Origin of the sequence: Gulosibacter sp. (genome assembly GCF_052090685.1) — a bacterium.
Taxonomy (GTDB): domain Bacteria; phylum Actinomycetota; class Actinomycetes; order Actinomycetales; family Microbacteriaceae; genus Gulosibacter.
In genome coordinates this window covers 1-26176 of the sequence record NZ_JBQDBE010000006.1, presented here as the reverse complement: position 1 = coordinate 26176, position 26176 = coordinate 1, and the positions used below count along the sequence as shown (strand labels likewise).

Sequence of the window (26176 nt, the reverse complement as noted above, 5' to 3'; positions counted from 1 at the left end):
AATTGTCCACCCGTCCGTTCCCCGAAAGGAGTCGAAGTGCGATTCCGTGTCGGTGCTTACGGGGTGATCGTGCGCGACAAGCAGATTCTGCTCGCGCACTGGAACGCTCGCGGCCGATCCGGCTGGACGCTTCCGGGCGGCGGTGTCGAGGCGGGTGAAGACCCCTACGATGCGGCGATCCGTGAAATTCACGAAGAAACCGGCTACGAAGCGTCGATCGATCAGATGCTCGGCGTGGACTCGATTGTGGTCAATGCCCGCAACCGACGTCGTGCGGGAAAGCCGGGGGAGGCGCCGCTACAGAACGTGCGCATTGTCTACCTCGCGAGCGTCACGGGGGGAGAGCTTCGCAGTGAGGTTGATGGCACGACCGACGAAGCGAAGTGGTTTGACCTCGCAGAAGTGAAGACACTGCAGACGGTGTCGCTGGTGAAAGTCGCAATGCGGCTGTACCACGAGCGGCCGCGTAATGGTCACCTCGAGAAGCTCAGCAAGCGCCGGGGCTAATCGCGCCCGCGCAAAAAGGATGCGTACTCCGAGAACCGGGGCACGCATCCTTTTGACTCGGCACGGTGCCGAGCGGTGCGACTAGCTGTTGTGGGTAACCGTCTCGACGGGAGCGTCGAGCTCTTCGTCAGCGATCCACAGGTCGTCATCGGCGCGGAAGGTCTGCCACAGGGCGTAACCCACGGCTGCGAGTGCGGCAACGCCCGCACCGATCGCGAACCAGCCACCGACGCCGGGGCCCGACTTCTGCTTCTTCTTCTGTTCCTTCGCGAGCTGCTTCTGCAGCTTCTCAACGCGCTTGGATGCTTCCTTCGCGAACTCGTTCCCGCGCGACTGGACCTGCTGGACGGTCTTATTTGAGTCCATGAACTCGCGCACAGCGCCGGTGACGTTGCCGCCAGCTCCGGCAATTGCAGGAATCACGTTGCGCTGCAGGTTCTTCTCGACCGTGTGGAGCGCGTGGCGACCCGATTCGACACCGCGCTCGAAAGCGGGGCGCACGTTCGTGTCGACCGTCTTACGCACAGCGGGGATCACCTCGGCGTCCGCGTAGTCACGAGCCGATTCGCCCGCCCGGCTCGAAAGCTCACGAGCCTTTGCGAACACGGTCTGCTGCTCTGCCCAAAGCTTGTCCGCGTCTCGACGGAGACGGTTGAGCTTGCGCTTGTTCTTCCTTGAAAGTCCCATTGCTACCTCCGGCGACTACTAAAAATGATGTCCAGGGTTACAGCTAGCGATCCTCTCACGAAGCTTTGCACGAATCCTGAAACTCGCCTGCAGTGAACTACCGGGGAAGATGCGCCCAGCTGTGAAAGGATATCCAGCATGAGTAACGCGACGGCAGTCATGACACTGCACACCAATAAAGGCGACATCAAACTCAATCTCTTCGGTAACCACGCACCGAACACCGTGAAGATCATCACTGGTCTCGCGACCGGTGAACTCGAGTGGACCGACCCCGAGACCGGCGCGAAGAAGCAGGAGCCCTTCTACTCGGGTGTGATCTTCCACCGCATCATCAGCGACTTCATGCTGCAGGGTGGCGACCGCACCGGTACCGGCAGCGGCGGTCCGGGCTTTGTGTTTGACGATGAGATTCACCCCGAACTGAACTTCAACGAGCCCTACGTTCTGGCAATGGCCAACGCGGGCAAGATGGCGGGTCGCGGCACCAACGGTTCGCAGTTCTTCATCACCACGGCTGCAACCTCCTGGTTGCAGGGCAAGCACACCATCTTCGGAGAGGTTGCTGACGAGGACTCGAAGCGCGTTGTCGACGCGATCGAAGGCGTTGAGAAGGATGGCCGTGACCGTCCGCTTGATGACGTCATCATTGAGTCGGTGGACGTAGCGTTCAACGACGAAGAATCGAACTAAGGCACCCGCAACACACATGACAACCCCGACCGGCCCGGTCCACGATTCGAACAACTACTGCTACCGCCACCGGGATCGACAGAGTTTTGTACTCTGCCAACGATGTGGCCGCACGATTTGTCCGGACTGCCAGACACAGGCGCCGGTCGGGGTTATCTGTCCCGAATGCATGGCCGAGGGCCGCGCTCGGGTAAAAAGCCAGCGACCCAAGCGCACACTGAAGTCGCGATTCGTTGGCAATGACTCCCCAGTCACCTACACGCTGATCGGCATTATCGCCGTGATGGGGGTGCTGCAGTGGCTCACTCGCTCGGCGGGGATGCCCGTCTTCGACGAACTGTTTACGTACTCACCGCAGTACACCGACATGCAGCATCACCTGCCGAGTGGCGCGATTGCATTTGAGCCTTGGCGGATGCTCACCTCGGCATTCCTGCACGGCTCACTCATGCATTTCCTGATGAATGCGCTCACCCTCTGGATCTTCGGCCGGGCACTCGAACCGCTCCTCGGCTCCGGCAGGTTCTTGCTGCTGTGGATCGTGTCCGCGCTCGGCGGCTCCCTCGCCGTAGCGCTCATCTCGCCCGATACCGCGGTCGTCGGCGCATCCGGAGCGGTATTTGGCCTCTTCGGTGCCTGGTTCATTGTACTTCGCCAGCAACGGCAAGACATGACACCGATGTTTGTGTTGATCGGTATCAACGTGGTCATGGCGTTCATCAACCCAGGAATCTCGTGGGAAGCACACCTCGGCGGCCTCGTCATCGGTGCCCTCTGCGGCTGGCTTACCCTGACCGACCTCGGCAAAGCAAGAAAGCGGACCGCGGGAATCTGGTTGCAGATTCTCGTAGGAGTGCTCTGCGTGGCGATTCCGCCGGCAGTGGGCGCGCTCCTGTAGTTCTCAGCGCTGTTGACTGCGCATAAAAATAACCCTGTGGAAAGTTATCCACAGGGTTATTCACACCTGGGGAGAACTACACGCGTGTAATTCGACCCGGATGCGCGGTGTCGGATGCGCGGTGCCGGCTATTTCCAGTTCGTCATCATTAAGAATCCAACCAGCGCGATTCCGAAGCCGACGAGGATGTTCCAGTCACCGAGGGTGCGCACCGGCAAGAAACCGCTGGACAGGTAGTAGACAATGATCCACAAGAAGCCGAGGATCAGGAAGCCGAACATGATCGGCTTGAACCACACCGGGTTCGCATCCGAAGGGCGCTTCTTGGTTCCGGATGCGCGCAGCTGCTCCTTCGTCATCCCAGCGCGAGCTTCTGCCTCAGCCGCTTCCTTACGCGACTTGGCATTGCGCTTGGGCGTAGCCTTTCCCTTCTTAGGGGTCTTGCCCTTTGCCTTTGCGGCAATCTCCTTGGAGCGCTTGATGCGTTCCTTTTCACTGAGCTTTGCCGGAGCGGCGGCGGCCTCGACTTTCTCGTCGTCCGCATCCTCGTCGTTCGCCTCCACGTCGTTCGCCTCCACGTCAGAGTCAGAGGCGTCATCACGGTCTACTAAGTCGACCACCGATTCGTCATCAACGTCATCTAAATCGGTGGTCTCCGCCTGGTCCTCTTCGAGTGACTCGTCAAACTCGTTGTCGGCAGGGGTTGAAGCTGTCTCCTTGGGCATGATTTAAGTCTAACCACATACAATGACCGCTATGCCTGCACCCCAGCACAGTAAGACCCGCCAGCAACGCGGTCGACGGTCAGCAGCCAAACCCCGGAGAAAGGTCACTTTCACCGGGGTTCTTGGTGAAATGCTTCTGACCGTGGGCGCATTGATGCTGCTCTTCATTGGCTGGAAGTACTTCTACTTCGACGCTCAGACCGGTAGCGCCCAGGACGAGGCAGGCTCGAGCCTGAGCCAACAGTTCGAAGAAGACTACGAGACGATCGAACCGGCCGAACTCGACGAGTCCGGCATCCCGATTCGTCCCATGCCTGAAGGTGAGGGCGTGCCGTTTGCCGTGCTCTACGTTCCTTCTTGGGAGGGTGACTTCTCGCGTACGATCGCCACTGGCACAGCCTTCCACGGGGTGCTGGACCAATACGTGGGTGCCTATGAGAGCACCGACCCGGTAGGCGATGTGGGTAACTTCGTGATCGCCGGCCACCGCTGGGGTTATGGGTCGGCATTCAAGGAAGTGCCGGACCTCTCCGTGGGTGACAACGTCTATATCGAGACCGTTGACGGTTGGTACGTCTACACCTACCGGTCTGGTGAGTATGTGGCGCCGACCGAGGTTTCAGTGCTTGCCGATGTGCCGCGCTATCCCGAGATGGAAAGCGACGATCGCATCATGATTCTGCAGACCTGTAACCCGATTTACACCTCTGCGCTCGAGCGTCAGGTTGCCTACACGGTGCTCGTAGACTTTGTCCCTCGTGAGGACGGCCCGCCCGAAGAGATTGCGGATACCGTCAACGCTAGGAGCGATAACAACAACCAGGACACCGGAGGTGACCTCTAATGTACGGAGCGCTTTGGCGGGGAATCCCCGGACCGTGGCCGGTCAAACTGCTGGTCTACCTGCTGCTGATCGCGGCGGTGCTCTACGCGCTCGCAACATGGGTATTCCCCTGGATTGACACCAATATTGTGCTGCCCAATACGCAGGACATCACGGTCGCAGCTGGGCTCTTGCGCGGCGCGTAAGCGTCGTTGATCGCCGCGCGCACCTCGACCGCCTAGCGGCCGCCGAAGCCACCGTTCGAGCCTGCATCCGACTCGGAGTCAGAACCCGCATCGCTGGCGCCGTCTTGTTCCTCGTCGCCGCTGGCATCAGCATCCGCGTTGGCATCGGTGTCTGCCCGGGCATCAGCCGGAGGATTCGGGAAGTCATTGGTCGGTTGCGGAGCCGGATCGTTTTGACCCTCATCCGCGCAGTAGGAGATCGTCACCGAGGATGCTTGATCTACCTTGCCCGGCTGCACTGACTGCTGCGTGACCGGGTACCCGGGCTCAGCCGTGCAACTCTGCGGGTCTTCGATGTACTGCAGGCCGAGCGAGCCAATGATGTCCTTGGCGTCTTCGACGTTTTCACCAATGAGATTCGGCAGGGTGACCTGTCCGTTCGAGACGTAAATATCCACGCTGGAGCCGGGGGCGGCAGCGGCACCGATACCGGGCTCACTGCGGATAATGATGCCCTCGTCAACGTTGATGGAGTCCTCGCGATACACCGATCCCAGGGTGAGCCCAGCACTCTCGAGCGCTTCGGCGGCCTGTTCCTCAGTGAGGTTCGAGAGGTTCGGCACGTTTACCGACGAGGGACCCGCCGAGACCGTGAGCGTCACCGTACTGCCGTGCGGGACGGAAGATTCAGCGGGCGGTGTTTGGCTCATCACCTCGTCGATGTCCACATCGTCGCTCGGCGATGTTTCAATCTCGACGACGAGGCCGTCTTCTTCAAGCAAAGCCTGGGCCTCGTCCTGGCTCATGCCGACCACGTCTTGCACGATCACACTCGCCGACGGCAATTGGCCCTCGCGAGGAAGGAACGCCACCCAAATGAGCACGCCAATAATCGCCGCGAGGACGAGTCCGGCCGCCGCCCAGATCCACATCGCCGGCGGGCGACGCTGCACCTGCGGGGCACGGTCGTCTTCGGTGCTCATGTTCTGGAGCGCAGACTGCGTCGCATCCACCGAGGTGGGGCCCGCACCGAAAAGCTCCGTGGGGGTCTCCTCTTCAGCGGCCGCACCCACATAGGCTGGCGCCACGCCTTGAAATGCGTTGATCAGGTCGGTGCGGAACTCCGCGGCGGTCTGATATCGATCCTCACGACGCTTCGCGAGCGCCTTGAGGGCCACGGCATCCAAGGCCGGAGAAATCTGCGAGTTGACCTCGCTGGGACGACGAGGCGGCTCCGTGACGTGTTGATACGCCACCGCCACGGCGGAGTCGCCCTGGAACGGGACGCGGCCGGTGAGCATCTCATAGAGCACCACGCCGGCGGAGTAGAGGTCGCTGCGACCGTCGACCTGCTCGCCGCGAGCCTGTTCCGGTGAGAAATAGGATGCGGTGCCAAGAATCGCGGTCGTCTGGGCGATGGTGCCAGCAGAGTCGGAGATCGCGCGGGCAATACCGAAGTCGGTGACTTTGACGTCATCGCTTGTGGTGATCATGACGTTGGCGGGCTTAATGTCGCGGTGGACGACTCCGGCCCGGTGCGAGTATTCGAGCGAGGTGAGGAGCCCGCTCATGTACTTCTCTACCTTGTCGGGCGGCAGCATCCCTTCGGCCATGATGTGACCGAGCTGCTTGCCGTCGATGTACTCCATGACGATGTATGGCACGACAATTTCGAACCCGTCATCGCGCACGAAAGTGTCTTCACCGGCATCGAAGACACGCACGATCGTGGGGTGCGTCATTCTTGCGGCAGCCTGCGCCTCTTGTCGGAAGCGCTTGCGGAAATCCGGTTCGGTCGAGAGATTCGTGTGCAGCAGCTTCGCGGCCACGCGCCGACCCAGACGCTGGTCGGTTGCCGCATAGACCTCGGCCATACCGCCGCGGCCAATCCGCCGACCAATTTGATACCGACCGGCGAGTGTGCGCTGCGCTTGAATCACGAAACGAACTCCTCGATGTTGCGAACGCCCGGGACGGGCATTTACGAAGTGCCCAGTCTACCGAGCAGTTTGCCCGCCGAGCGTTATTTACTCACGTGGTTGTACTACGGCTGCTGGAATCCGCCAGTGCCTGCATCGGGATCGGTGTCGGCATCAGCTTCGGCGGTCGAGTCGTCGGTTCCCTCGGTCTGGTCCTGGTCTGACCCGGCGTCCTCGTTGCCGTTCGTATCAGGGTCCGTGGCGGCATTAGCATCCGACCCCGCGCCCGCATCCGAGCCGGTGTCCGAACCCGGGTCCGGCGGTTCCGGCAGGTTCAGGTTCAGCTGCGTCGCGGGGGAGGAGGGCGACTCCTCAGAACCACAGGTGCGCGTGTAGGAGACGTTCACGGTCGTGGCGTTGCTCGGCACGTTGATCGTCACCGTCGGGTTCGAAGTGGTGTGCGTTTCGGTGTTGCCACCCGACCACGCGGTCGTCACGGTGAAACCACTGAACTGCTGTCCCGGCGGGCAGGTGTTGTCGAGCCCACCGACCACGATGCGGTTGCCCTCGGTCGTGACCGTTGGTGCATCCTGTGGCGCTTCAAGTTCTTCAACATCCGTGAAGACCATCACCGAGATACTCGCGCCTGGGCGAACATTTCCGGTGGGGTTGATGTCGTGCACCGTGCCGACATCGGCTTCCTCAGTCGCGGGGTTTCCTTCCACACGAACCGGTTCGAGGCCGAGATCGGTGAGCATCGCGGCGGCCTCGTCATACGGCAGGCCGATGTAGTCGGATGCGCTGATCGAGATCGTCTCTTCGGTGGTTTCTTCCGGCTCTTCTTCGGTCGCGGTGATGGTGGGAGTCGGCGTCGGCTCTGGGCCACCAGAGTTGAGCAGCGCGAAGCCTAGGACGGCGAGGGCGATTGCGAGCAAGGCGATTGCGCCGATGAGCCACCACCGCCACTGTCCGCCTTTTTTCGCTTCCTCCTCGTCTTCGACGAGTCCGAGCTCGTCGCCCTGCGCGGGGTGCTGCCGGGTGTCGCCCAGCAGCGAATCGAAACCGTCGGTGCCAGCGGGCTCAGAGAGCACCGTTGTCGCGCGATCATTGCCGTGGCTCAGCACCTGTGTTTGGTCGAGCTGGGCGGTTGACTGGGTTCCAGGGTGGCCAAGGACTGCGGGTACGGCCTGTGCGGCACGCTGCACCTGACCGTCGCGCAGCGCACTCGCGGCGCGAGAGTAAGCATCGGCAGACTCCGGCCGATGCTTCGGATCCTTCGCGATCGAGGACATCACGAGATTGCGTACCGGCTCCGGCACGGTCACCGGCAGCGCGGAGGGCTCGTCATTGATGTGCGCCATCGCAATGGCGACTTGTGACTCACCGGTAAACGGTCGACGCCCCGCGAGCGACTCGTAGGCGACGATACCGAGCGAGTAAATGTCCGTGGATGCGGAAGCTGCTTGTCCCGAAGCCTGTTCGGGGGAGAGGTACTGCACCGTTCCCATGACCTGACCGGTAGCCGTCAGCGGCACCTGATCGGCAATGCGGGCAATACCGAAGTCTGTGATCTTGACGCGGTGGTCGGGGGTGATCAGGAGGTTTCCGGGCTTGATATCGCGGTGCACCAAGCCGGCGCGGTGCGCGGCAGACAGCGCCGCACCGGTCTGGGCAACGATGTCCATGACCTGGTCGGCGGGCAGCACGCGTTCGCGCTCAAGAATGGTGGAGAGCGCCTCGCCGGGCACGAGCTCCATGACTAGGTAGGCGGAGCCGTTCTCCTCGCCGTAGTCGTAGACATTGGCGATGCCCTCGTGATTCACGAGCGCAGCGTGCCGCGCTTCTGCGCGGAATCGCTCGAGGAACCCGGGGTCCCCCATGTATTCGTCCTTGAGGATCTTGATCGCAACCTGGCGACCTATGACGAGGTCGGTCGCTTCCCAAACCTCACCCATCCCGCCAATGGCGATGCGGCTCCCCAATTGGTATCGGTTGCCGAATGTGACACCCTGCCCAGGCCTCATAGCTCAAGCACCGCCTTAATCACTTGCTGTCCTATCGTGGCCGCTAAGCCGTTTCCCGTTCCGCTTTGACCCATTCCGCCACCGTCTTCGAGCACTACGGCTACGGCAACCTGTTGATCGTCCAACTCGGCAAATCCGGTGAACCACAGTGAATATGGTTCACCTTCACCATTCTCAGCCGTGCCGGTCTTCCCTGCCACATCCACGCCAGCAATTTGCGCGTTTGAGGCAACACCGCTGTCCACGCTGCTTTGCATCATGGCTGCCAGCTCGGTCGCAGTCTCATCAGAGATTACGTTCCCCAGTGACTCCACCTGCGGACCTTGCAGCACCTGCAAGCTCGGCGTGAGGACCTGTTCGACGAGTGTTGGTTCGATCAGTTCGCCACCGTTTGCAATCGCTCCGGAAACCATAGCCATTTGCAGGGGCGTGACGCGAACATCGAACTGACCGAATCCGGTCAGTGCAGTTTGCGCATCATCGAGTGTAGTCGTGGGATACGTGCTCGGCGTACTCTCCATCGGAATTGATACGGATGAATTGAATCCGAAGGCCTCGGCCATCTCGCGAATTGCGTCGTCACCGAGCTCTACGGCGAGTTGAGCGAAGGGGATGTTGCAGGACATCTGGAGTGCGTAGCTGAGCGTCGTCGTTTCATCCGGCCCACAGGCTTCGCCGTGGTTCGGGTTGTAGATCGTCGCGGTGGAGCCGGGAAGCGTCCATTCCTCGGGGTTCTCGAGCTCCGTATCCGGTTCGACTAGGCCAGCCTCGAGGGCGGCGGCCGCAACGACCACCTTGAACACGGATCCCGGGGGGTTCAGGTTTCCGGCGATCGCACGGTTGTAGAGCGGTTGTGAGGGGTCATTGAGTAGCGCGTTGTAGTTGTCGATGACGGTGGCGTCATCGTGCATAGCGAGGTCGTTCGGATCGAAACTTGGCGTACTTGCCATGGCGAGGATGGCGCCCGTCTCGGGGTCGAAGGCGAACACGGCGCCGGGGCGACCATCCAGCGCATCCCAAGCGGCTTGCTGTGCGGCAGGGTCAATCGTGGTTTCGATTGCGGCGCCCGCGGGCTCTTCGCCGGTGAACAGTGCGCGCAGGCTCGTGAAGAACTGGGCGTCTGACTGTCCCGAGAGCTCAGCATTCATCGCTTCTTCAAGCTGTGTGGCGCCCTGATTCGCGGAGTAGTAGCCCGTAATTGGCGCGTAGAGCTCACCATCCGTATAGGTGCGCTGGAACATGTAGGAGCTGCCGTCCTCTTCCGAGAAGGCAATTGGTGTGCCATCGACGAGGATCGGTCCGCGCTGCACCTCGTAGCTCTGCAGCAGCGTGCGAGTGTTGCGTCCGTCAGAGACGAGCTGTGGCTCTTGAAACACCTGGATGTAGGTCGAGGAGCCAAAGAGCGCAAGGAACATCGCGAGCATCACAATGCCAATTACTCGAATATTGCGACTCATTTCGACACCTCCCCGGGTGGTGGACTCGATAACGGCGAATTGGATGTCCTAACGGTATCGCTCAGACGAAGCAGAATTGCCACCACAATCCAGTTGGTCAACAGACTTGAACCACCGGCCGCGAGGAACGGTGTTGTCAAGCCCGTGAGCGGAATTACTCGGGTTACGCCGCCCACCACGATGAATACCTGCAAGCCGATCACGAACGACAGACCCGTCGCGAGGAGCCGACCGAAATCATCCCCGCCCTGGTGGCCGATTCGAAAACCGCGAGCGACGAGCAGCAGATAGAGCGCGAGAATTGCAAAGAGCCCGGCCAATCCCAGTTCTTCACCGAGGGCCGCGATGATGAAGTCGCTTTCGGCAAGTGGAGTGATGTCGGGGCGGCCCTGACCCAGCCCAGTGCCGATGAGCCCGCCATTCGCGAGACCAAAGAGCCCCTGCACGAGCTGGAAGCTCCCGCCAACCGCGTCATAGTGCTCGGTTGAGAATGGATCGAGCCAGGCTTGCACTCGCCAGTTGACGTAACTGATGTTCGCTGCGGCAACGAGTGCCCCCGCGACGAAGAGCCCGAGGCCGATGATGACCCAGGAAATCCGCCCGGTCGCGACGAAGATCATCACCAAGAACAGTCCGAAGTAGAGTAGCGAGGTTCCGAGGTCGCGCTGGAACACGAGGATGCCCATACACACGGCCCAGACGATCAAGATCGGGCCGAGGTCGCGCATCCTTGGCAACTTGAGGCCGAGGAACTTGCGGCTCACCATCGAGAGGGAGTCGCGCGCGGTCACGAGGTAGCCCGCAAAGAAGATCGCCAGCGTGATCTTCGCGATCTCGCCGGGCTGGAAGTTGAAGGGTCCGATGGAGATCCACACGCGCGCATTTGCTTCTGAGACACCGAGACCTGGGACCAGCGGCAGCAGGAGCAGCACGAGCGAAATGAGCCCGAATAGGTACGTGTAGCGCTGCAGCAGGCGGTGATTGCGCAGGATGAACAGCACCGCGATGCCGATCCCGACACCGATCGCGGTATACATAATCTGCGCGGTGGAGGAGGTCCAGAACACCCCTGCATTGTCGGAATCGGCGAGGTCGAGCCGATAGATCATTGCGATGCCGAGCCCGTTGAGGGTCGTCGCAATCGGCAGGATGAACGGGTCGGCTCGCGGCGCCATGAAGCGCAGCACAATGTGCATCGCGAGCGTCAGGACCGCGACGAGACCGACCAGGGTGAGGACGTTGAAGTCGAAGGTACCGGCCACCCCAAGCTGCACCTGCAGGAGCGCGCCGAGCACGATGGCGTACGCAACGATGAGGAACCCGAGTTCCATATTGCGCAGGCCCTGCTTGCGTTCGCGCTTCATGCCCGGGAAGGCAGGCGGAGACGCTGGTGCGCTAGTTGATGTCGGCTGCATCCTCCAACCTTTCTACGAGCGCTTGAGCGTCCTCGAGCGTGGGGAACGGGATGGTTGAGCGTACCTGCATCTGCTGGTACGCGGGAAGCTCTTCGATCGGGATCTGGGTTTCTTCGATTACGGAAGACAACTCGATTGGTCCGAGCGTGGCCTGCACGCCCTGATAGACCGCCACGTGTTCGCCGTAGGTGCCGACGTAGTACTGCTGCTGAGTCCATGCGTACATGAGCATCGCGGCACCCGCGATCACGGCGAGGAGGATGAGCAGCCCTGCGGACCAGGTAATTCGGCGCCAGCGCTTACGCTTGCGCTCTTCATCGATGAGCTGCTGCAGGAACTCATCGCTCGGCGGCACGAACTCTTCGCGCTCGGGCAGCTGTGCGAGCCGTCGGCTCGATTGCAGCATGTCGGGCAGGATGCGCTTGGGCCGGCGAGGTGCGCGGGATGCGTATCGCAGTGGGTTGGCGGCCGCACCAACAATGCGGCTGCGCATGGGCTCAAGCGGCCGGGCGCCGAGTTCGAGTACGACCACCGTGACGTTGTCGGGTGCACCGTTGTCGAGTGCGAGTTGGACGAGGTCGTCTGCCACTTCGCGGGAAGATTCAACGGTGCGCGCGAGTACGTCTGCGATCTTTTTCTCGTCGACGTAACTGGCCAGACCGTCGGAGCACAGCATCCAGCGATCGCCCTCGACCGCGGGTACGACGTAGGTGTCGACGTCGGGTGAGGTCTCCACGTCACCGAGCACGCGCATCAGCACGGACCTGCGCGGGTGCACCAGCGCTTCTTCGGGGGTGATGCGGCCGGCATCAACCAGCCGCTGCACGAAGGTGTGGTCGACCGTGATCTGCTCGAGTTCGTTCTCATGGTAGCGATACACGCGGGAGTCACCGATGTGGGCGATGACCATCTCGTCATCGACGCGGGTGATGAGATCGGCGGTCGTCCCCATACCGCGAAGTTCGGCGTTCTCGTCAACGGCGTCGGTGATGAGCTGATTTGCTTCGAGGAGCGCCTCGGTGAGGCCGCGTTCGGCGTCCTCGACGGTGTCAAAGATCTGGTCTTGTTCTGCGAGGTGCTTTACGGCGATGGATGACGCGACGTCACCGCCAGCGTGGCCGCCCATACCGTCCGCAACACCGTAAATGTGCTTGCCGATGAAGCCCGAGTCCTGGTTATTGGACCGGACTCGGCCGACGTGCGAAACGGCACCAGCGCGAACAACCTTGGGCATTAACGGAGCTCGAAGGTGGTCGTGCCGATACGAACGGAGACTCCGTGGCGCAGCTCAACGGGCTGGCTCACACGCTCACCGTCAATGAAAGTGCCGTTGGTGGAATCAAGGTCCTGCAGCATCCACGCGCCATCCCAGTTGAGCAGTCGCGCATGCCGCGTCGAGGTGTAGTCATCCTCGATCATGATGTCGGCGTCGCGGGCGCGCCCGATGGAGAGCGGTTCATTGCCGAGTTCAATCTCGGTGCCGCGTTTCGGGCCGGAGGTGATGACGAGTCGCTTCAGGCCCTGGCCGTTGCTGGGGGGTGCGGGGGCTGGTGCTGGTGCGCCGGACGCTGCGCCGGATGCGGCGGGTCGGGGAGCCTGCTGTGGGCTCGGCTGCGGACGAGCCGCCTGCTGCGCTTGCGGTGGCGGCGCGCCACTCTCATTGGCGAAGGTTTGCTGTCGTGACTGGGCCATGGCCTGCTGATAGTCGCGGGACCGGCTGCCGAAGAGGTCACTGCGCAGCGCGTAGACGATTGAGAACACGAAGATCCACATGACCGCAAGAAATGCGAGGCGGATAACGAGCAGTGTGAGTTCGCCACTCATTGATTACCTCCAGGTCGTCGCAGGTACCCCGTGTCGTCACTTGGCTGCGCTTCCGGAACAATACGGAAGGTAAGTTGCGTGCGGCCAATTTCAATGAGCGAATCGGGTTCGAGCGCGGATTGCGCAACTCGACGCCCGTTGAGTTTAGTACCGTTTGTTGACCCAAAGTCACGAAGACCCGCCCTTTGGCCATCCCAGACGATTTCTGCGTGCTTCCGGGAGGCGCCACCGTCATCGATGGTGACCTGAGCTTCCGACCCGCGCCCAATGATGTTGGATCCGCGATTGAGCGGGAAACGCATCCCGTTGACCTCGAGTACGGGGGTCCAGTTGACCCGACCCTCGACCGAACGGGACTCAATACCGAGCTGTCCGACGCCGAGCGAGTCGTCCTGGAGCAGCTTGATCGATAGGCCGCCGGGGAACTGATAGCGGTGGCTCGCGGCGTGACTTTCGACTTCGTGCATCAGTGAGGACTTCAGTGAATCGCCCATGGATGCCAGTCGGTCGTAGTCGGTGGGGGAGACGAGCACGTGGAACCGATTCGGCACGAGGATGCGCTGGCGCGACACGATGGACGCCTTGGTGTCCATCTCTCGCTTGAGTGCGGAGACGATTTCCACCGGTTGGAGGCCTGAACGGAATGTCTTCGCGAAGGCGCCATTGAAGGCGCGCTCCAATCCGCGCTCGATCTTATCGAGAATTCCCACGTGACTCCTTGGCTGGTGTGCGCGCGCTCGAAGCTGCGCATGGTCGCTAGGCATAGTAATAGGCCCGGATGAGTACAGCGCATTCCGGGGGATGGCCACAAGAAAAACTACGGTGGGTTCGTTGAATACGCAATCTTTCTGGTAGAGTTTCTCGTTGCGCGCGAGTGGCGGAATTGGTAGACGCGCTGGCTTCAGGTGCCAGTGCTCGCAAGAGCGTGGGGGTTCAAGTCCCCCCTCGCGCACCACAGTAAATGGCTCCGACCTGGGATTATATGCCCTCGGCCGGGGCCATTTTTCAATTTTGAGATCCTTGCTTGCGAGCGTCACTGCACCTCACTTGCACTCACTTATTGTCACTTTAGCTCACTGTGCCTCACTGACACGGAGTGATGAGAGGTGATGTAGAGTGAGGCAAAGTGATGGCAAGTGACGCGAAGTGAAACAAAGTGAGGCCAAGTGATGCCAGCGAAGTTCGAAGAGATCGTGGCTCGACTGCGCAATCAAAGGACGGATGACGCTGAAGTTGAGGTGAAATCAAGCGCAAAGAAGCTCAACGCTGATGTCTGGGACACGGTCAGCGCATTCGCCAATACTGCGGGCGGGTTGATCGTCCTGGGCTTGTCGGAAAAGGACGGCTTCGTGCCTGTAGAAGGGTTCGATATTGATGTCGTCCGCGATCAGTTCGTTGAAGGTATTGGGGATGGTGGCGCACACGGCGCGAGACTCACGCATCCTCCTGCATATGGTCTTGCACGGGAAACAGTGGACAACCATCCGGTGCTGACGATTACAGTGGTTCCGAACCTACCTGGGAACCGTCCTTGCTTCGTCACGGCTAAGGGCCTACTCGGCGGTGCCTACAAAAGAGTTGACGATAAGAACATCAAGCTCGCTGCTACTGAGGTGTTTCAGATGCAGCACGATCTCACGCCCTCGCAAGCAGATCGGCAGGTCGTCGAAGAAGCGGATGAGTCCGACCTCGATACGCAGGTATTGAACGATCTCATCGCAAGACGCAGTCATTCTCGAGTGCTCCACGGGACAAAGAATCGGAATGAGCAGCTTGTGCGATTAAACGTGCTCGATAAATCGGGTGGTGTTCGCCTTGCCGGGCTGCTCGCGACAGGCTCCTATCCACAGCAGTTCTATCCGCGACTCATCGTCGACGTTGCGGTGCATCCAGGAAATGAGAAGTCGCAACCGGGATCTACCCTTCGGTTCCTTGATCGCGTCGAATGCACGGGCAAGCTGGCGGACGTTGTTGATGATGCTGTGGCTGCAGTGACCAGGAACCTGAGGACATATTCAGTCGTGGAAGAAGCGACGCGTAGCGAATTGCCCGAAATCCCAGTGAATGTGATCCGTGAGTCGATTGCGAACGCGGTCCTTCACCGGGAGTACTCCGCCCTATTCGTGGGGCAACCGGTCACAGTCGATGTTTTTGGCGATCGTGTCGAGATCACGAACCCCGGGGGGCTGTGGGGCGGTGTCACACAGGAAAACCTGGGTGATGGGACTTCTCGGTGTAGAAATCAGGTGCTACTCCCACTAATGCAGCACGTATCTCCCACCGGGAAGGAGGGATTCACTGTTGAAGGTCAAGGTAGTGGAATTCGTCTCATGATCGCCGAGATGGAAGCACATGCGCTTGAGCATCCCAAATTCTTCATTAGTCCAGATCAAGTGAAAGTGACTCTGGCTCGTCGTGACTCGGGAGTGTCGGTCGATATCCTGAGAGAGACGCTCCGTATCGACTCGGATGAGGCTCGATCCGTTTTGGCCGAGCTACGTAATGAAGGTGTCCTCCGCGGTGTTGGCAGCGAGCGATACGTGCTTGCCGACGGGGCTCCATTGCTGAGTGACACCGATGCAGAGATTGTGCGTGGACTCGCAGGGCGTGAACCACAGAGCATTCACGAAATCGTTAACTGGAGCGGGCTATCCATCGGGACGTTGCGTTCTCGATTGCGGCATCTCGTCGAAGACGGCTGGGTGCGCGCAACCGCGCCACCGCAGAGTAGGAATCGAAAGTACGTCGTTGAGGGTATTCGTGAAGGCGAAAGTTCCTGACTGGAATGGCGCCCCTCCCACGGGGCGCGGCCGAGGGCTCGCGGAAGGTGTCCCCGCAGCCTCAGGGGTTGGGGGGTTATCCCTTGAGGTTGAATACCGGGACATAGTCGGGGTCGGTCAGTGCTGGTCGGTCGGCACGGAATGCTGAAATCGGGTGCTTGGAACGACCGGTGACGGCGAGTTCCGACAGGATCTCACCGAGCAGGCCGCAGAATTTCCCGGCGTGACCGGCGCCGGAGCCGACGATGACGTTCGGATGCCCGGGTAAGGAATCGAGGATGAAGTCACGATCGGGAGTCATGTCGTAGGGGCAGGTCTTCGCGTAAAGCACCGGTCCTACTGCGCTCGGCAGTCGCTCCTGGAGAAATCCGAGGAGGTACTCGGTCTCGTCAGCGTGCGGATCGGCACTGCGGGTGTCTTGTGTAACGACGCGGGTGAGATTCTCTCGGGCGAGTTTGATCGCGACCTCCCCGTATGTGGGGAATCCGTAGGTGAAGTCTTCGCCATGCCAGACCCACACGGGGAAACGATCGATTGAAAACGCGCCAAGATCCGGGGATTGTACGTAGACGACCTGTTCCTCGGTGATCGTGGTGTTCCAGGTTTGCCCGAGTGGCTTGAGGAGATCATCGGTCCACGACGCTGCACAGACGACGACCTTTTCGGCAGTGAAGGTTGCCTCGGCGGTCACCACTCGAACGCCACCGTCGATGCTTTCGATCGCGCGTGCCGGGGTGTGCTCGAGGACGGTGACTCCTTGCGCCTGGGCGAGCGCGATGTGGGTCGCAGTTGCGCGGCGGATGTCGATGAAGCCGGTCTCCTCTTGATAGGTGGCGCGTACTTCGCCTTCCGGAATGTTCCACTGCGGGTACCGTTCGAGCAGCTCTTCGCGGCCAAGAGCCTCGTAGCTCACGCCGTTTGAGCGCATTACGCTTCGGTAGCGTTCGAGCGACTCGGTGCCGGGTGTGCCTTCGATGGCAATATCGAGCCCGCCGGTCTTCACGAACACGTTTTGCCCGGCTGCCCTTTGCAATTCAGCCCAGTTGTCATACATCGGGCGAGTGAGTTTCCCGTAGCTGTCGCTGTGGTAGCTGTGACGGATGATGCGGTGGTGGTCGTTGGACGCACCGTTTTCGTGTCCAAGCCCGAATTGCTCGAGGACGAGCACATCACTCTGGCCGCGCTGGGCGAGCCAGTAAGCGGTGGCGCTCCCAACCGCGCCCGCACCGATAACGATCGTCTGAAACTGCTTACTCACGAGTGTTCCCTCTTATTCTCTCGCTTGAACGAACGAGGACTTGACGCAGTGTATGTCCTTTTATTCGCGATCATGACTGAGTTCCGCGACACCGTGTCGTTGGAGGGGGTGGTGAGGCGGGCTACGACAGCTGGCAACCGCATCCCGACTAAACTAAGAGGAGAAGCCCATGGCTCACAACAACGCACAAGACAAGGATCTGGCGTGACTTCCGAGCAAAGCGAACTCATTGAACGCGTGCGCGCGCTGCTCAACGACGAGCCGGTGGTGCGCGAGGTGTCGATGTTTGGCGGCCGATCGTTCATGGTGAACGAGAAAATGATCGTCAGTGCGCTAAAGAACGGTGGTCTTCTCGTGCGTGTCGATGGGGATCAGCACGGCGCGCTGCTGCGACGGCCCGGTGCAGTACAGGCGGAGATGGGCAAGGACCGCACTATGGGGCCGGGGTGGATTGAAGTGCAGGCTGAGGCGATCAGGGAGGATGCAGAGCTCGCCACCTCGGTCGGCATCGCAGTGGATTACAACCGGATGCTCACGGGCCATTAGCAATGAGTGTGTCGCGCTCCCGAGGACCCTGAGGTGACGAAACGATCTGACCTTAAACGGTGTTGATTGACGCAATTGACGGTGAATTAGCGCAGGGGTACCATTAAGTTGACGTAGTTGACGGAGGTAGTCATGGTGCATGCAGCCGCGGACAAGCACGATTCAGAACACGTCACCGCGCGCATCGCGAAATACCACGGTGGCCAAAGAGTTGGTGAAGCAACCGAGGTCGAGATGACAGCGAAGCAGTACGAATTCATCCAACTGCTGAGTCAAGAGCTTGATACTCGGGGTGACAGCGCGCTCGATGGCGTTGACGTGACGGAAGCAGTTGAGCGGGCTATCAACGCCATTCCCTCCATTGCGAAATCCGACTGGGATGAGCTTGTGGGTCCTTTCTATACGACACCATCGCTGACCTCCGTGATGGATGTTTCGCGGCAGTGGCTTGCAACATTACGTAAACGTGGACGCCTTCTAGCGACGGCGACTGCGGATGGCACGCTCTTGTACCCGTCGTTCCAATTCGGACCAAGTGGGCAACTACTGCCGCACTTGGATGAGGTGCAGCGGATCCTTCGAGATGCGATTAGCGATCCTTGGACGATTGCTCTGTGGCTGAATACGGAGCTAGAAGAGCATGGCGGGAAAACCGCGGCCGAGCTTCTCCGCGGCGAGGATGCGGAAATAGCAGCGGTCATCGACCTTGCCCGCGAAGACGTGCAGCGTAGGAACGCTGCATGACCGGAAGGTTGCGGAAAACGCAGCAGGCACCGGACCTTGAGCAAGGGTTGGCGGGCTTTCCAGCACGACCTCTCGACGTCCAGGACAGCGTCTATCGGTCGTACTCGTCAAACAGAGGTCCTGGCTGGTACTCATCCAACGGCAGCGGTCGTTTCGACCTCAGCCCGCCGCACGGCACCGGATACGTGGCCGATACCGTCGCCATGGCAATTCGCGAGCGATTTGGCGTCATTGCTCGAAGGCGGGTGCTCTCGAATGCCGAAGTTGACTCCTTCAGGGTTGCAGAATTGACCGGAATCAACGGTAGCTTCGGGGATGTCAGTAGTGCCGCCGCTGCAGAATTCGGCGTTACCGGCGAGCTCACGACTTCAAAAGACTATGAACTCTCGCGTCGATGGGCTGCAGCACTTTATGAGGAAGGTTACGACGGGATCAGATACGTTCCGCGGTTCACCCCTGGTGATCAATCCGCTTGGGCAGTCTTTGGTAAACAGGGCGCGAATGGCCTTGGTATCGTCGTGACCGAGCTCAGTGGGAGAGAAGCATGTGAGATGGCGGGCTTCAATGTGATCCAGCCGCCGGGCTCGGTAGATAGCGTCACGACGATCTGACTCGTCTCGACCGCAGGCCGCGCAGCGACACAATCGCGCTGCTCAGCACGATGAGCCCGACGCCGAGCCATTCGTTGATCGCGAGGGCCTGGCCGAGGACAAGCCAGCCGGCGAGCGCAGCCCAGACCGGATTGATGCTCGTGAAAATGCCGAAGACGGATGCGGGGATGCGCCGCAGTGCGGCGACGTCGGCGACGTAGGGAATGATCGAAGCAAATACGCCACAGGCCACGGCGAGGAGCATCCCGCTCAGCGTGGGCGGATGCGCGCTGAACCAGAAGATCGCGACCGGCAGCCAGAGGCCTGCGGTCAAGGCGCTCGTAAGTGCGGTGCCTTGGAGGCCGGGCAGGCGATTGCCGATGCTGCGGTTCAGCAGAATATAGGCACCCCAGGCGACGGCAGCGATTAGTGCGAGTCCGATACCGATGAGGTCGGTGCTCGGGCCGGGATTGGTGAGCACGACCACGCCAACAGCGGCGAGCGCCGAGCATGCAATGTCGACGGCGCGACGTGAACTGAGGATCGCGACGGTGAGCGGCCCGAGGAATTCGAGCGTCACTGCGAGCCCGAGCCCGATTCGTTCCACGGCGGCATACAGCGTGAGGTTCATGACGCTGAATACCAGCGTCAGTCCGAAGATCGGCAACCACTGAGAACGCGTAAGTCCCCGAAAACGAGGTCGAACGGCCGGGAGCAGCACGAGCGCCGCGACCAGCTGACGGATCGCGACGACACCCACAGGACCCATGACCGGGAAAGCGAGCGCACCGAGTGCCGCGCCGGTCTGGCTCGAGGCTGAACTCATGAGCATCAGCCCGATACCCGTGGCGTGCTGACGCGGCCCGGCAGGAACTGGCGGAAAGGCCGGTACCGCCACGGGTGCGGTCTCGGGTGACTGTCTCATGCAACTAACGGTAGGCAGCACTGCGCAATTCACCTAGTGCATGTTTCGGCCCTGCCATACGCTTAGGTTATGGATTGGACGCTTCGCGAACTGCAGTTCTTCGTCACGGCTGCGGAGGGGGGATCCTTCACCGACGCGGCCACGCAGTTGCACGTCTCGCAAGCAGCGGTATCGCGCACGATTGCCTCGCTCGAGCGGAGCGTTGGTGATCCGTTGTTGCGGCGAGTGCCGCGAGGCTGCGAATTGACCAGTGTGGGGCATGGACTCCTGCCTCGTGCGAGGCGCTTGCTCGCAGAGGCGGACCGGCTCGATCAGTTCCTGCGCACCCGGCACAGTCAACTTCGACTCGGCTATGCGTGGGCGGCACTCGGCCGGCACACCGCGCCGCTGCAGCGGCAATGGGCGAAGGAACACGATGACATTGATCTCGAGCTCGTGCGGCAGAATTCACCGACCTCAGGCCTTGCCGAGGGGCTATGCGATGTCGCGATTATGCGTCGTCCCGTCGATGATCGACGCTTCGATTCGGTGGTGGTTGGCTTAGAGCGTCGGCTTGTGGCCTACGCGGCCGATGATCCGCAGTGGGCAAGGCGCAGACAGCTCAGCATGGCGGAAATCGCGGAGCGCACCGTGGCGATCGATCGACGCGCGGGCACAACGACGGAGGACCTTTGGCGCAGTTTCGGCCATTCGCCCGATTTCCTGGAGTCGAGCGATGTTGATAGCTGGCTGGATGCGCTCGCGGCAGGTCGCGGGGTCGGCGTCACCGCGGCGGCCACTGCCGACCATCACCCTCGTCCCGGAGTCGTTTACCGACCCGTGAAAGATGCCCCGCGCATCCCCGTGCGTCTGGTCTGGTGGCGAGACGCGCGCCCTGCTGGACTGACCGAGCTCGCCGACGCAATCACGACGCTTTATGCCGGTGCCTAACTCTTCGCCGCATCTAAGGTCGATAGTCGAAACTTGACCCATGCGCAGTAGCAGCGGTGGTACTCGAGGATGCCTCGCAAGATCGATCGCGCTCGCGGGGGTGATTCCGCTGGTGGCACTCGCCGGATGCGCGGCCTCGGACTCAGTCGTGGTCGCCACTCCGACTGCTGCTTCCGAGACGCAGGGCGAAGTACCGGATGCACCGGTCAGTTCCGAAGAAATCAATGGCTTCGCGGGGGTGTGGTCGCCAGCGGATGCCGAAGCAGAGGTGATCGCGACGGGTCTCGAGGCGCCCTGGTCAGTAATCCCCTTCGATGATGGCTATCTCGTCTCGCAACGAGATGATGGCGCTATCCTGCACGTTGCGGCAGATGGTGCAACCACTGCGGTTGGACAGGTCGAGGGAGTCGTGTCGGGCGGTGAATCTGGTCTGCACGGGCTTGCGCTGCTCGAAGAGAGTGGCGTCACCTATCTCTACGCCTACCACGGCGCCGCCGAGGACAATCGTGTCGTTCGGATGGAACTCGAAGGCGAGGGCCAGGATCTCGCGCTTGGCGCATCCGAGGAAATACTCACCGGAATCCCGCGAAACAACACGCACAACGGCGGTCGCATCCAATTTGGACCCGATGGCTACCTCTATATCGCCACGGGGGACGCGCAGGATCGCGATGCGGCGCAGGACGAGCAGTCGCTGAGCGGCAAGATCCTTCGCGTCGACGCGGAAGGCGAACCCGCGGCGGATAACCCATTCGGCAATACCGTCTACAGCCTCGGGCACCGCAATGTGCAGGGAATGGCCTGGACGAGCGACGGCACGATGTGGGCGAGCGAGTTCGGTCAGGACACCTGGGATGAACTTAACCGTATCGAGCCCGGCGGCAACTACGGCTGGCCCACGGTAGAAGGAATCGCGGAAGCCGAGGGGTTTATTGACCCGAGCATCCAGTGGTCACCTGCGGAAGCGAGCCCGAGCGGCATTGCGGCCAAGGGCGACACGCTCTTTATCGCGGGTCTACGTGGCCAGCAGCTGTGGGTTGTGGATGTGTCGGGCGGCGCGATCGTTGGCGAGCCAGTCGCGTACGTGCCCGAGGGCGTATCGGCACGGATGCGGGATGCTCGGGTCGATGCCGATGGCGGGCTGCTCATCCTTACGAATAACACCGACGGTCGGGGTGATCCGGGCAGCGAGGATGATCGGTTGCTGTGGATCAACTTGAATTCTGCCTAACCGGCTGATTGGGGGATCAACTCCTCCACGCGATCGAGTACCTTGAGGGTCTCGACTGTGCCTGCGAGGGTGTGAAAAGGGGATTCCGTGCCACCCGCCGTCACACAGTGGGCTACCTCCGCGGCTTCGAAACAGAGTCCGTCCGCTTGCGATTGGACGGAGAATTCTCGGTTAACTTCGGCGGAGGCGTCATTCTTACGCAAACGAATCGAAGAGGGAGCATAGAACGGGGTGGCGATCTCGAGCGTGGCGATCGATCCCTTGACTAACGCTGCGGTCGGGGTTCTAACATCCAGCGAGGTAAATAGCTGTGAGATCCCCGTGGTGTGAGTAAGTGTCATTGCGATATCTGCGCTGACTCCGGTGTCCGTTCTAGTGCCGTTAGCGGCAACATTGAGAGGTGCTTCACCGAAGAGAAAAGCATCATAAGCAATGAGATAGACACCGAGATCGAGCAGTGAGCCACCGCCCAGTGTCGGATCGAAGAGTCTTGCGTTCTCGGTACGGTCGAAGAACTCACCGAGGTCGGCCCGCACGTATTGCAGCTCGCCAAGCATGCCCATAGACAGGATATTCCGGATGACGTCAGCGGCGGGTGTGAAGCGTGCCCACATTGCTTCCATCGCGAAGAGGTGCTGTTCGCGCGCGAGCAGCACAATCCCCTTGGCTTCTTCCGCGCTCGTGGCGAACGGTTTCTCGATGAGGACGTGTTTGCCATGTTCGAGGGCGATGCGCGCACATTCGGCGTGGAAGGTGTGCGGCGTCGCGATGTAGACCACGTCGATCTCGGGTGATGCTGCGAGTGCCTCGTAATTATCAAATGCGAGGTCGATCTGGTACTTGTCGGCAAAGCCTCGTGCGCGCTCGCTGTTACGAGATGCGACCGCGGTTACACATTGCTGGGTGTGCAGTTGCAGGGAGCGCACGAAATCGGTTGCGATTCGTCCAGGTCCCATGATGCCCCAGCGAAGTGGCGGCGCAGATTTGGGGTCTTGGATTCGCGATTCGGGTAATTCCAGTTTGTGGGTCATGTCAACCTAATTCTGAAGAGCAGTTTTCGTGTCGAATGCGTACATGGATTCGATGACTCGCATCGCATGGAGTGCGTTGTCGAAGGTGGTGTCGAGTTCTTTGCGGCCGACCACGGCACGGATGAAGTCCTGAATTTCCGCGATAAATGCCTCGCCATAGCCGGTGTTCACACCTCGAGAGCGGAACGAAGATACATCCGAGTAATGCGGGTTCGCGGGCCCCATAACCACATGACTCGGACCGGTCGTTGCGGCGTTACCACCGGCTTCGAACACCTTGAGGTCGTTGTAATGCTGCGTGTCAAAATGCGCCGAGCCCTTACTGCCGTACACAGACAGCGACAATCGGTTCGGCTGACCGTATGCGACACGGCTCGTCAACAGCGAACCCGCGGCGCCGCACTCCGTACGTACGAGCGCGCTCGCAAAGTCATCGTTCGTGACTTCATGCTGCTGCCCGGAGCGATCGGTTCGCTCGGTGATCGAGGTCTTGAACTGTGCCGACAGGACTTCATCGATGGGGGAGATCACAAATGCGATGGCGTCAACTGCGTGGGCACCGAGATCGCTAAGTGCGCCACCGCCCGCGGTTGCGCGATCGAAACGCCAGGTGAAACGATCTGCGGCCGAAGCTGCGTGGTCTGCGTAATAGCTCGATTCAAAATGCCAGATGTCACCGAGACGGCCCTCGCGCACGATCTGTGCCATCTGGGCGAGTGCGGGAATCCTGCGGTAGGAGAAACCGACCGAGCGAATGCCCGGGTACTGGAGCGAGAGGTTAGTGAGGTACTCGGCATCCTCGACACCAACGCCCAGCGGCTTCTCGGTGAGTACGTGTTTGCCGCTTCTTAGAAGCACTTCAAGCACCGCACGGTGCGCGTGATTTGGCAGAGCCACGCTGATGACGTCAATCTCTGGGTTGGCCGCTATTTGGCTGATATCGGCTGTGGCGCGCTTGAAGCCGTAGCGAAGGCGAACGTCTTCAGCGAGAGCCTCAGAGACATCGGCAACCGTATCGAGTTCTATCGCTACGTCGCGCAAATCATCGGCCATGGATGCGTTTCGATAGCCGAAGGCGTGGGCTTGGCCAGCCATACCGGCGCCAACTAGGGCGACTTTCAATGTCTGCACAGCTGTGTGCTCCTCTCAATTTCAGTCTTCACTGACCAAATAGCTTTTGGTTTCGAATATTTTAGACCGGTATAATTTAGACTGTCAATAATGCTTTTTAGGGCAAAGGAGTCGTTATGCGAATTGGAATACTCACCGATAGTCTGTCTGAATTATCACTCGACGAGGTTTTGCGGCACGCGACGGAAGTTGGAGCGGAAACCGTTGAGTTCGGTGGTGGTTCTTGGTCGCCGAAACCGCATCTCGAGGTGACCAACCTGCTTTCCTCGCCGCAGGAACGTCAGGTGTTTCTGCAGCAGGTTGCCGATGCGGGGCTTGAAATTTCCGCGCTGAATGCCAGCGGTAATCAACTCCACCCGTCCGAGCCACAAAACGACGTGATGACCCGAGATGTCATTCGTCTTGCAGGTGAACTCGGCGTCAAGACTGTCGTGCTGATGTCTGGCCTGCCCGCCGGTGCGCCGCGCGACCGGATGCCCAACTGGATCACCACTTCGTGGCCGCCTGAAACCACGCAAATGCTGCAATACCAGTGGGACGACGTTGCGCTCCCGTATTGGCAGGGCCTTGCAAAATTCGCGCAGAGCGAGGGGGTCTCAAAGCTCGCCGTCGAGATGCACGCGAATCAACTGGTCTATAACGTGCCTTCACTGTTGTATCTGCGCAGCGAAATTGGCGACATCGTCGGTGCGAATTTTGACCCGAGTCACCTCCTGTGGATGGGCGCGGATCCACTGGCAGCGGTTGCTTGCCTGGAAGGTGCGATCCATCACGTCCATGCCAAGGACACGCGGATCGAATCCGCAGCAGCGGTGCGCAGCCGTCTCGAGTGTTTGACGGTCGATCACCCGGGCGAGCGGTCGTGGAATTACGTGACGGTAGGTCGCGGTAATCCCGTCTCGTTTTGGCAAGAACTCATTGGAGCGCTTCAGGCGGCGGGCTACGACGATACGCTTTCGATCGAACACGAGGATGTCCAGGTCGGTGGGGCTGCCGGCGTAGCTGAAGCCGCAGCAACGCTACGCGAGGCACTCGTGCGGTGAGTATTAGATCGTTTTATATTAGACCGGTCTAAATTAACTAGGAAACCTATTGACAGCATAAATTAGAGCGGTCTAATCTTAGGCAAGAGGTTCACGCATCGAAGCGTTCTTGGCATACCTCAGGTAGCTGATCGGGTGCACCACTGGCGGTGCACGGCAGCAAGCGATCAGCTCACACAAAAGGCCAATCGGATCTGTTGGAGGGCCATTATGGTTGGAAACGAATCACATACAAGTGCGGAGCAATATCCGCGTTCGCCGGGAACCTCGGAAGGCAGCGAAGGCAGTAGCCTCCCGCCGCTGACGCCGGGGCCGCACTCACGAAGGCTGGGGATCGTTGCGGTCATCGCGACCTTCGGTGGATTGCTGTTTGGCTATGACACCGGAGTCATCAACGGTGCACTGGAACCGATGAAGCATGACCTTGGGCTCACACCGCTCACCGAAGGTGTCGTCACGAGTTCGCTCTTGATCGGTGCAGCCGCGGGAGCCATGGTCGGCGGTCGCCTCTCGGATGCCTTCGGCCGCCGACGAATGATCATTTGGCTCGCGGTTCTGTTTTTCTTTGCCGCGCTTGGCTGCGTAGTCGCCCCGAACTACGAGGTGATGGTCGTCGCTCGCGTCTTCCTTGGGATCGCCGTTGGTGGCGCATCCGTCACGGTGCCGGCATTTCTCGCCGAAATCTCACCCACCGAACGACGCGGTGCACTGACTGGGTTCAATGAAGTGATGATCGTCTTCGGTCAGTTCGCGGCCCCTGTTGCCTCATGTCAATACCTCCGGGAAGGTTGATTCGTTGCCTCAAGTAGA

General features: G+C 60.5%; 25 protein-coding genes, 1 tRNA gene and 1 pseudogene. 14 read left to right on the top strand and 13 right to left on the bottom strand.

The genetic code is table 11. From position 1 onward, the window contains the following. The first annotated feature begins 36 nt into the window (after positions 1–36). Positions 37–507: an NUDIX hydrolase gene (locus ACTHXA_RS05160; protein WP_441670047.1), complete on the top strand. Its 471-nt coding sequence runs from the start codon at positions 37–39 to the stop codon at positions 505–507. 81 nt (positions 508–588) lie between these two features. On the opposite strand, the gene ACTHXA_RS05155 is transcribed toward ACTHXA_RS05160, so the two are convergent. Continuing rightward, positions 589–1194: a hypothetical protein gene (locus ACTHXA_RS05155; protein ID WP_441670045.1), complete on the bottom strand. Its 606-nt coding sequence runs from the start codon at positions 1192–1194 to the stop codon at positions 589–591. Positions 1195–1332: 138 nt separating this feature from the next. Here ACTHXA_RS05155 and ACTHXA_RS05150 point away from each other — a divergent pair, with 138 nt between their 5' ends. Both ACTHXA_RS05150 and ACTHXA_RS05145 read left to right on the top strand, forming a co-directional pair. Continuing rightward, positions 1333–1887, top strand: coding sequence for a peptidylprolyl isomerase (locus ACTHXA_RS05150; RefSeq protein WP_441670043.1), 555 nt, complete (start codon positions 1333–1335; stop codon positions 1885–1887). A 169-nt stretch (positions 1888–2056) separates the two neighbouring features. Then, positions 2057–2785 (top strand): rhomboid family intramembrane serine protease, encoded by a 729-nt coding sequence (locus ACTHXA_RS05145; RefSeq protein ID WP_441670041.1) that lies wholly within the window; start codon positions 2057–2059, stop codon positions 2783–2785. Positions 2786–2913: 128 nt separating this feature from the next. On the opposite strand, the gene ACTHXA_RS05140 is transcribed toward ACTHXA_RS05145, so the two are convergent. Then, entirely contained in the window at positions 2914–3249 is a 336-nt protein-coding gene (locus ACTHXA_RS05140) for a cell division protein CrgA (RefSeq protein ID WP_441670294.1), read from the bottom strand. Between the two features lie 292 nt (positions 3250–3541). Between ACTHXA_RS05140 and ACTHXA_RS05135 the strand changes: the two genes are divergently transcribed. Both ACTHXA_RS05135 and ACTHXA_RS05130 read left to right on the top strand, forming a co-directional pair. Then, on the top strand, positions 3542–4354 hold the full coding sequence (locus tag ACTHXA_RS05135; protein WP_441670039.1) for a class E sortase: 813 nt from the start codon (positions 3542–3544) through the stop codon (positions 4352–4354). Then, a complete protein-coding gene (locus ACTHXA_RS05130; protein ID WP_441670037.1) occupies positions 4354–4539 on the top strand; it encodes a hypothetical protein in 186 nt (61 codons plus the stop codon). The genes ACTHXA_RS05135 and ACTHXA_RS05130 overlap by 1 nt, the downstream gene beginning before the upstream one ends. A gap of 32 nt (positions 4540–4571) precedes the next feature. Here ACTHXA_RS05130 and pknB read toward each other — a convergent pair whose 3' ends face one another. The 7 genes from pknB to ACTHXA_RS05095 all read right to left on the bottom strand — a co-directional run bounded on the left by pknB (position 4572) and on the right by ACTHXA_RS05095 (position 13867). Beyond that, on the bottom strand, positions 4572–6458 hold the full coding sequence (gene pknB / locus ACTHXA_RS05125; RefSeq protein ID WP_441670036.1) for a Stk1 family PASTA domain-containing Ser/Thr kinase: 1887 nt from the start codon (positions 6456–6458) through the stop codon (positions 4572–4574). Positions 6459–6562: 104 nt separating this feature from the next. Then, complete coding sequence (locus ACTHXA_RS05120) at positions 6563–8461, bottom strand: protein kinase domain-containing protein (protein ID WP_441670035.1); 1899 nt, start codon at positions 8459–8461, stop codon at positions 6563–6565. Beyond that, complete coding sequence (locus ACTHXA_RS05115) at positions 8458–9918, bottom strand: penicillin-binding transpeptidase domain-containing protein (protein ID WP_441670033.1); 1461 nt, start codon at positions 9916–9918, stop codon at positions 8458–8460. Before ACTHXA_RS05115 ends, ACTHXA_RS05120 begins: the two co-directional genes overlap by 4 nt. Then, positions 9915–11282: an FtsW/RodA/SpoVE family cell cycle protein gene (locus ACTHXA_RS05110; protein ID WP_441670031.1), complete on the bottom strand. Its 1368-nt coding sequence runs from the start codon at positions 11280–11282 to the stop codon at positions 9915–9917. The genes ACTHXA_RS05115 and ACTHXA_RS05110 overlap by 4 nt, the downstream gene beginning before the upstream one ends. A gap of 31 nt (positions 11283–11313) precedes the next feature. Further along, positions 11314–12567, bottom strand: coding sequence for a PP2C family protein-serine/threonine phosphatase (locus tag ACTHXA_RS05105; RefSeq protein WP_441670029.1), 1254 nt, complete (start codon positions 12565–12567; stop codon positions 11314–11316). After that, complete coding sequence (locus ACTHXA_RS05100) at positions 12567–13157, bottom strand: FHA domain-containing protein FhaB/FipA (RefSeq protein WP_441670027.1); 591 nt, start codon at positions 13155–13157, stop codon at positions 12567–12569. The genes ACTHXA_RS05105 and ACTHXA_RS05100 overlap by 1 nt, the downstream gene beginning before the upstream one ends. After that, positions 13154–13867 (bottom strand): FhaA domain-containing protein, encoded by a 714-nt coding sequence (locus ACTHXA_RS05095; protein WP_441670025.1) that lies wholly within the window; start codon positions 13865–13867, stop codon positions 13154–13156. Before ACTHXA_RS05095 ends, ACTHXA_RS05100 begins: the two co-directional genes overlap by 4 nt. Before the next feature lie 158 nt (positions 13868–14025). Between ACTHXA_RS05095 and ACTHXA_RS05090 the strand changes: the two genes are divergently transcribed. Both ACTHXA_RS05090 and ACTHXA_RS05085 read left to right on the top strand, forming a co-directional pair. Further along, positions 14026–14112 (top strand) — tRNA-Leu (locus ACTHXA_RS05090). A gap of 214 nt (positions 14113–14326) precedes the next feature. Continuing rightward, the gene (locus tag ACTHXA_RS05085; protein ID WP_441670023.1) at positions 14327–15937 is read left to right on the top strand and encodes an ATP-binding protein; all 1611 of its coding nucleotides are present in this window, start codon (positions 14327–14329) and stop codon (positions 15935–15937) included. A gap of 76 nt (positions 15938–16013) precedes the next feature. Here ACTHXA_RS05085 and solA read toward each other — a convergent pair whose 3' ends face one another. Continuing rightward, positions 16014–17195, bottom strand: coding sequence for an N-methyl-L-tryptophan oxidase (solA, locus tag ACTHXA_RS05080; RefSeq protein WP_441670021.1), 1182 nt, complete (start codon positions 17193–17195; stop codon positions 16014–16016). A 204-nt stretch (positions 17196–17399) separates the two neighbouring features. Between solA and ACTHXA_RS05075 the strand changes: the two genes are divergently transcribed. From ACTHXA_RS05075 to ACTHXA_RS05065, 3 genes are all read left to right on the top strand, one after another. Next, on the top strand, positions 17400–17741 hold the full coding sequence (locus tag ACTHXA_RS05075) for a TfoX/Sxy family protein (RefSeq protein ID WP_441670019.1): 342 nt from the start codon (positions 17400–17402) through the stop codon (positions 17739–17741). Between the two features lie 132 nt (positions 17742–17873). After that, positions 17874–18485: a hypothetical protein gene (locus ACTHXA_RS05070; protein ID WP_441670017.1), complete on the top strand. Its 612-nt coding sequence runs from the start codon at positions 17874–17876 to the stop codon at positions 18483–18485. Next, positions 18482–19096, top strand: a complete 615-nt coding sequence (locus ACTHXA_RS05065; RefSeq protein ID WP_441670015.1) for an RES family NAD+ phosphorylase — start codon at positions 18482–18484, stop codon at positions 19094–19096. Before ACTHXA_RS05070 ends, ACTHXA_RS05065 begins: the two co-directional genes overlap by 4 nt. Here the strand turns inward: ACTHXA_RS05065 and ACTHXA_RS05060 are convergent. Beyond that, the gene (locus tag ACTHXA_RS05060; RefSeq protein ID WP_441670013.1) at positions 19083–20000 is read right to left on the bottom strand and encodes an EamA family transporter; all 918 of its coding nucleotides are present in this window, start codon (positions 19998–20000) and stop codon (positions 19083–19085) included. The genes ACTHXA_RS05065 and ACTHXA_RS05060 overlap by 14 nt on opposite strands. 69 nt (positions 20001–20069) lie before the next feature. Here ACTHXA_RS05060 and ACTHXA_RS05055 point away from each other — a divergent pair, with 69 nt between their 5' ends. Together ACTHXA_RS05055 and ACTHXA_RS05050 are read left to right on the top strand one after the other, a co-directional pair. Beyond that, on the top strand, positions 20070–20930 hold the full coding sequence (locus ACTHXA_RS05055; RefSeq protein ID WP_441670011.1) for a LysR family transcriptional regulator: 861 nt from the start codon (positions 20070–20072) through the stop codon (positions 20928–20930). A gap of 40 nt (positions 20931–20970) precedes the next feature. Next, complete coding sequence (locus tag ACTHXA_RS05050) at positions 20971–22161, top strand: PQQ-dependent sugar dehydrogenase (RefSeq protein WP_441670009.1); 1191 nt, start codon at positions 20971–20973, stop codon at positions 22159–22161. Here the strand turns inward: ACTHXA_RS05050 and ACTHXA_RS05045 are convergent. Together ACTHXA_RS05045 and ACTHXA_RS05040 are read right to left on the bottom strand one after the other, a co-directional pair. Next, a complete protein-coding gene (locus ACTHXA_RS05045; RefSeq protein ID WP_441670007.1) occupies positions 22158–23192 on the bottom strand; it encodes a Gfo/Idh/MocA family protein in 1035 nt (344 codons plus the stop codon). The genes ACTHXA_RS05050 and ACTHXA_RS05045 overlap by 4 nt on opposite strands. Positions 23193–23198: 6 nt before the next feature. Next, a complete protein-coding gene (locus tag ACTHXA_RS05040; protein WP_441670005.1) occupies positions 23199–24323 on the bottom strand; it encodes a Gfo/Idh/MocA family protein in 1125 nt (374 codons plus the stop codon). Between the two features lie 116 nt (positions 24324–24439). Between ACTHXA_RS05040 and ACTHXA_RS05035 the strand changes: the two genes are divergently transcribed. Continuing rightward, positions 24440–25366: a sugar phosphate isomerase/epimerase family protein gene (locus tag ACTHXA_RS05035; protein WP_441670003.1), complete on the top strand. Its 927-nt coding sequence runs from the start codon at positions 24440–24442 to the stop codon at positions 25364–25366. A gap of 210 nt (positions 25367–25576) precedes the next feature. Next, positions 25577–26134, top strand: a pseudogene (locus tag ACTHXA_RS05030) (MFS transporter); the annotation flags it as partial. Positions 26135–26176: the final 42 nt, after the last annotated feature.

Excerpts from the sequence above, each read along its gene's own strand:
- ACTHXA_RS05135 (WP_441670039.1), top strand. The coding sequence starts at position 3,542 with ATGCCTGCACCCCAGCACAGTAAGACCCGCCAGCAACGCGGTCGACGG.
- ACTHXA_RS05070 (WP_441670017.1), top strand. The coding sequence starts at position 17,874 with ATGGTGCATGCAGCCGCGGACAAGCACGATTCAGAACACGTCACCGCG.
- ACTHXA_RS05050 (WP_441670009.1), top strand. The coding sequence starts at position 20,971 with ATGCGCAGTAGCAGCGGTGGTACTCGAGGATGCCTCGCAAGATCGATC.
- ACTHXA_RS05105 (WP_441670029.1), bottom strand. The coding sequence starts at position 12,567 with ATGCCCAAGGTTGTTCGCGCTGGTGCCGTTTCGCACGTCGGCCGAGTC.
- ACTHXA_RS05035 (WP_441670003.1), top strand. The coding sequence starts at position 24,440 with ATGCGAATTGGAATACTCACCGATAGTCTGTCTGAATTATCACTCGAC.
- ACTHXA_RS05065 (WP_441670015.1), top strand. The coding sequence starts at position 18,482 with ATGACCGGAAGGTTGCGGAAAACGCAGCAGGCACCGGACCTTGAGCAA.
- ACTHXA_RS05150 (WP_441670043.1), top strand. The coding sequence starts at position 1,333 with ATGAGTAACGCGACGGCAGTCATGACACTGCACACCAATAAAGGCGAC.
- ACTHXA_RS05155 (WP_441670045.1), bottom strand. The coding sequence starts at position 1,194 with ATGGGACTTTCAAGGAAGAACAAGCGCAAGCTCAACCGTCTCCGTCGA.
- ACTHXA_RS05110 (WP_441670031.1), bottom strand. The coding sequence starts at position 11,282 with ATGAAGCGCGAACGCAAGCAGGGCCTGCGCAATATGGAACTCGGGTTC.
- ACTHXA_RS05085 (WP_441670023.1), top strand. The coding sequence starts at position 14,327 with ATGCCAGCGAAGTTCGAAGAGATCGTGGCTCGACTGCGCAATCAAAGG.
- ACTHXA_RS05120 (WP_441670035.1), bottom strand. The coding sequence starts at position 8,461 with ATGAGGCCTGGGCAGGGTGTCACATTCGGCAACCGATACCAATTGGGG.
- ACTHXA_RS05100 (WP_441670027.1), bottom strand. The coding sequence starts at position 13,157 with ATGAGTGGCGAACTCACACTGCTCGTTATCCGCCTCGCATTTCTTGCG.
- ACTHXA_RS05130 (WP_441670037.1), top strand. The coding sequence starts at position 4,354 with ATGTACGGAGCGCTTTGGCGGGGAATCCCCGGACCGTGGCCGGTCAAA.
- ACTHXA_RS05060 (WP_441670013.1), bottom strand. The coding sequence starts at position 20,000 with ATGAGACAGTCACCCGAGACCGCACCCGTGGCGGTACCGGCCTTTCCG.
- ACTHXA_RS05055 (WP_441670011.1), top strand. The coding sequence starts at position 20,070 with ATGGATTGGACGCTTCGCGAACTGCAGTTCTTCGTCACGGCTGCGGAG.
- ACTHXA_RS05145 (WP_441670041.1), top strand. The coding sequence starts at position 2,057 with ATGGCCGAGGGCCGCGCTCGGGTAAAAAGCCAGCGACCCAAGCGCACA.
- ACTHXA_RS05045 (WP_441670007.1), bottom strand. The coding sequence starts at position 23,192 with ATGACCCACAAACTGGAATTACCCGAATCGCGAATCCAAGACCCCAAA.
- ACTHXA_RS05115 (WP_441670033.1), bottom strand. The coding sequence starts at position 9,918 with ATGAGTCGCAATATTCGAGTAATTGGCATTGTGATGCTCGCGATGTTC.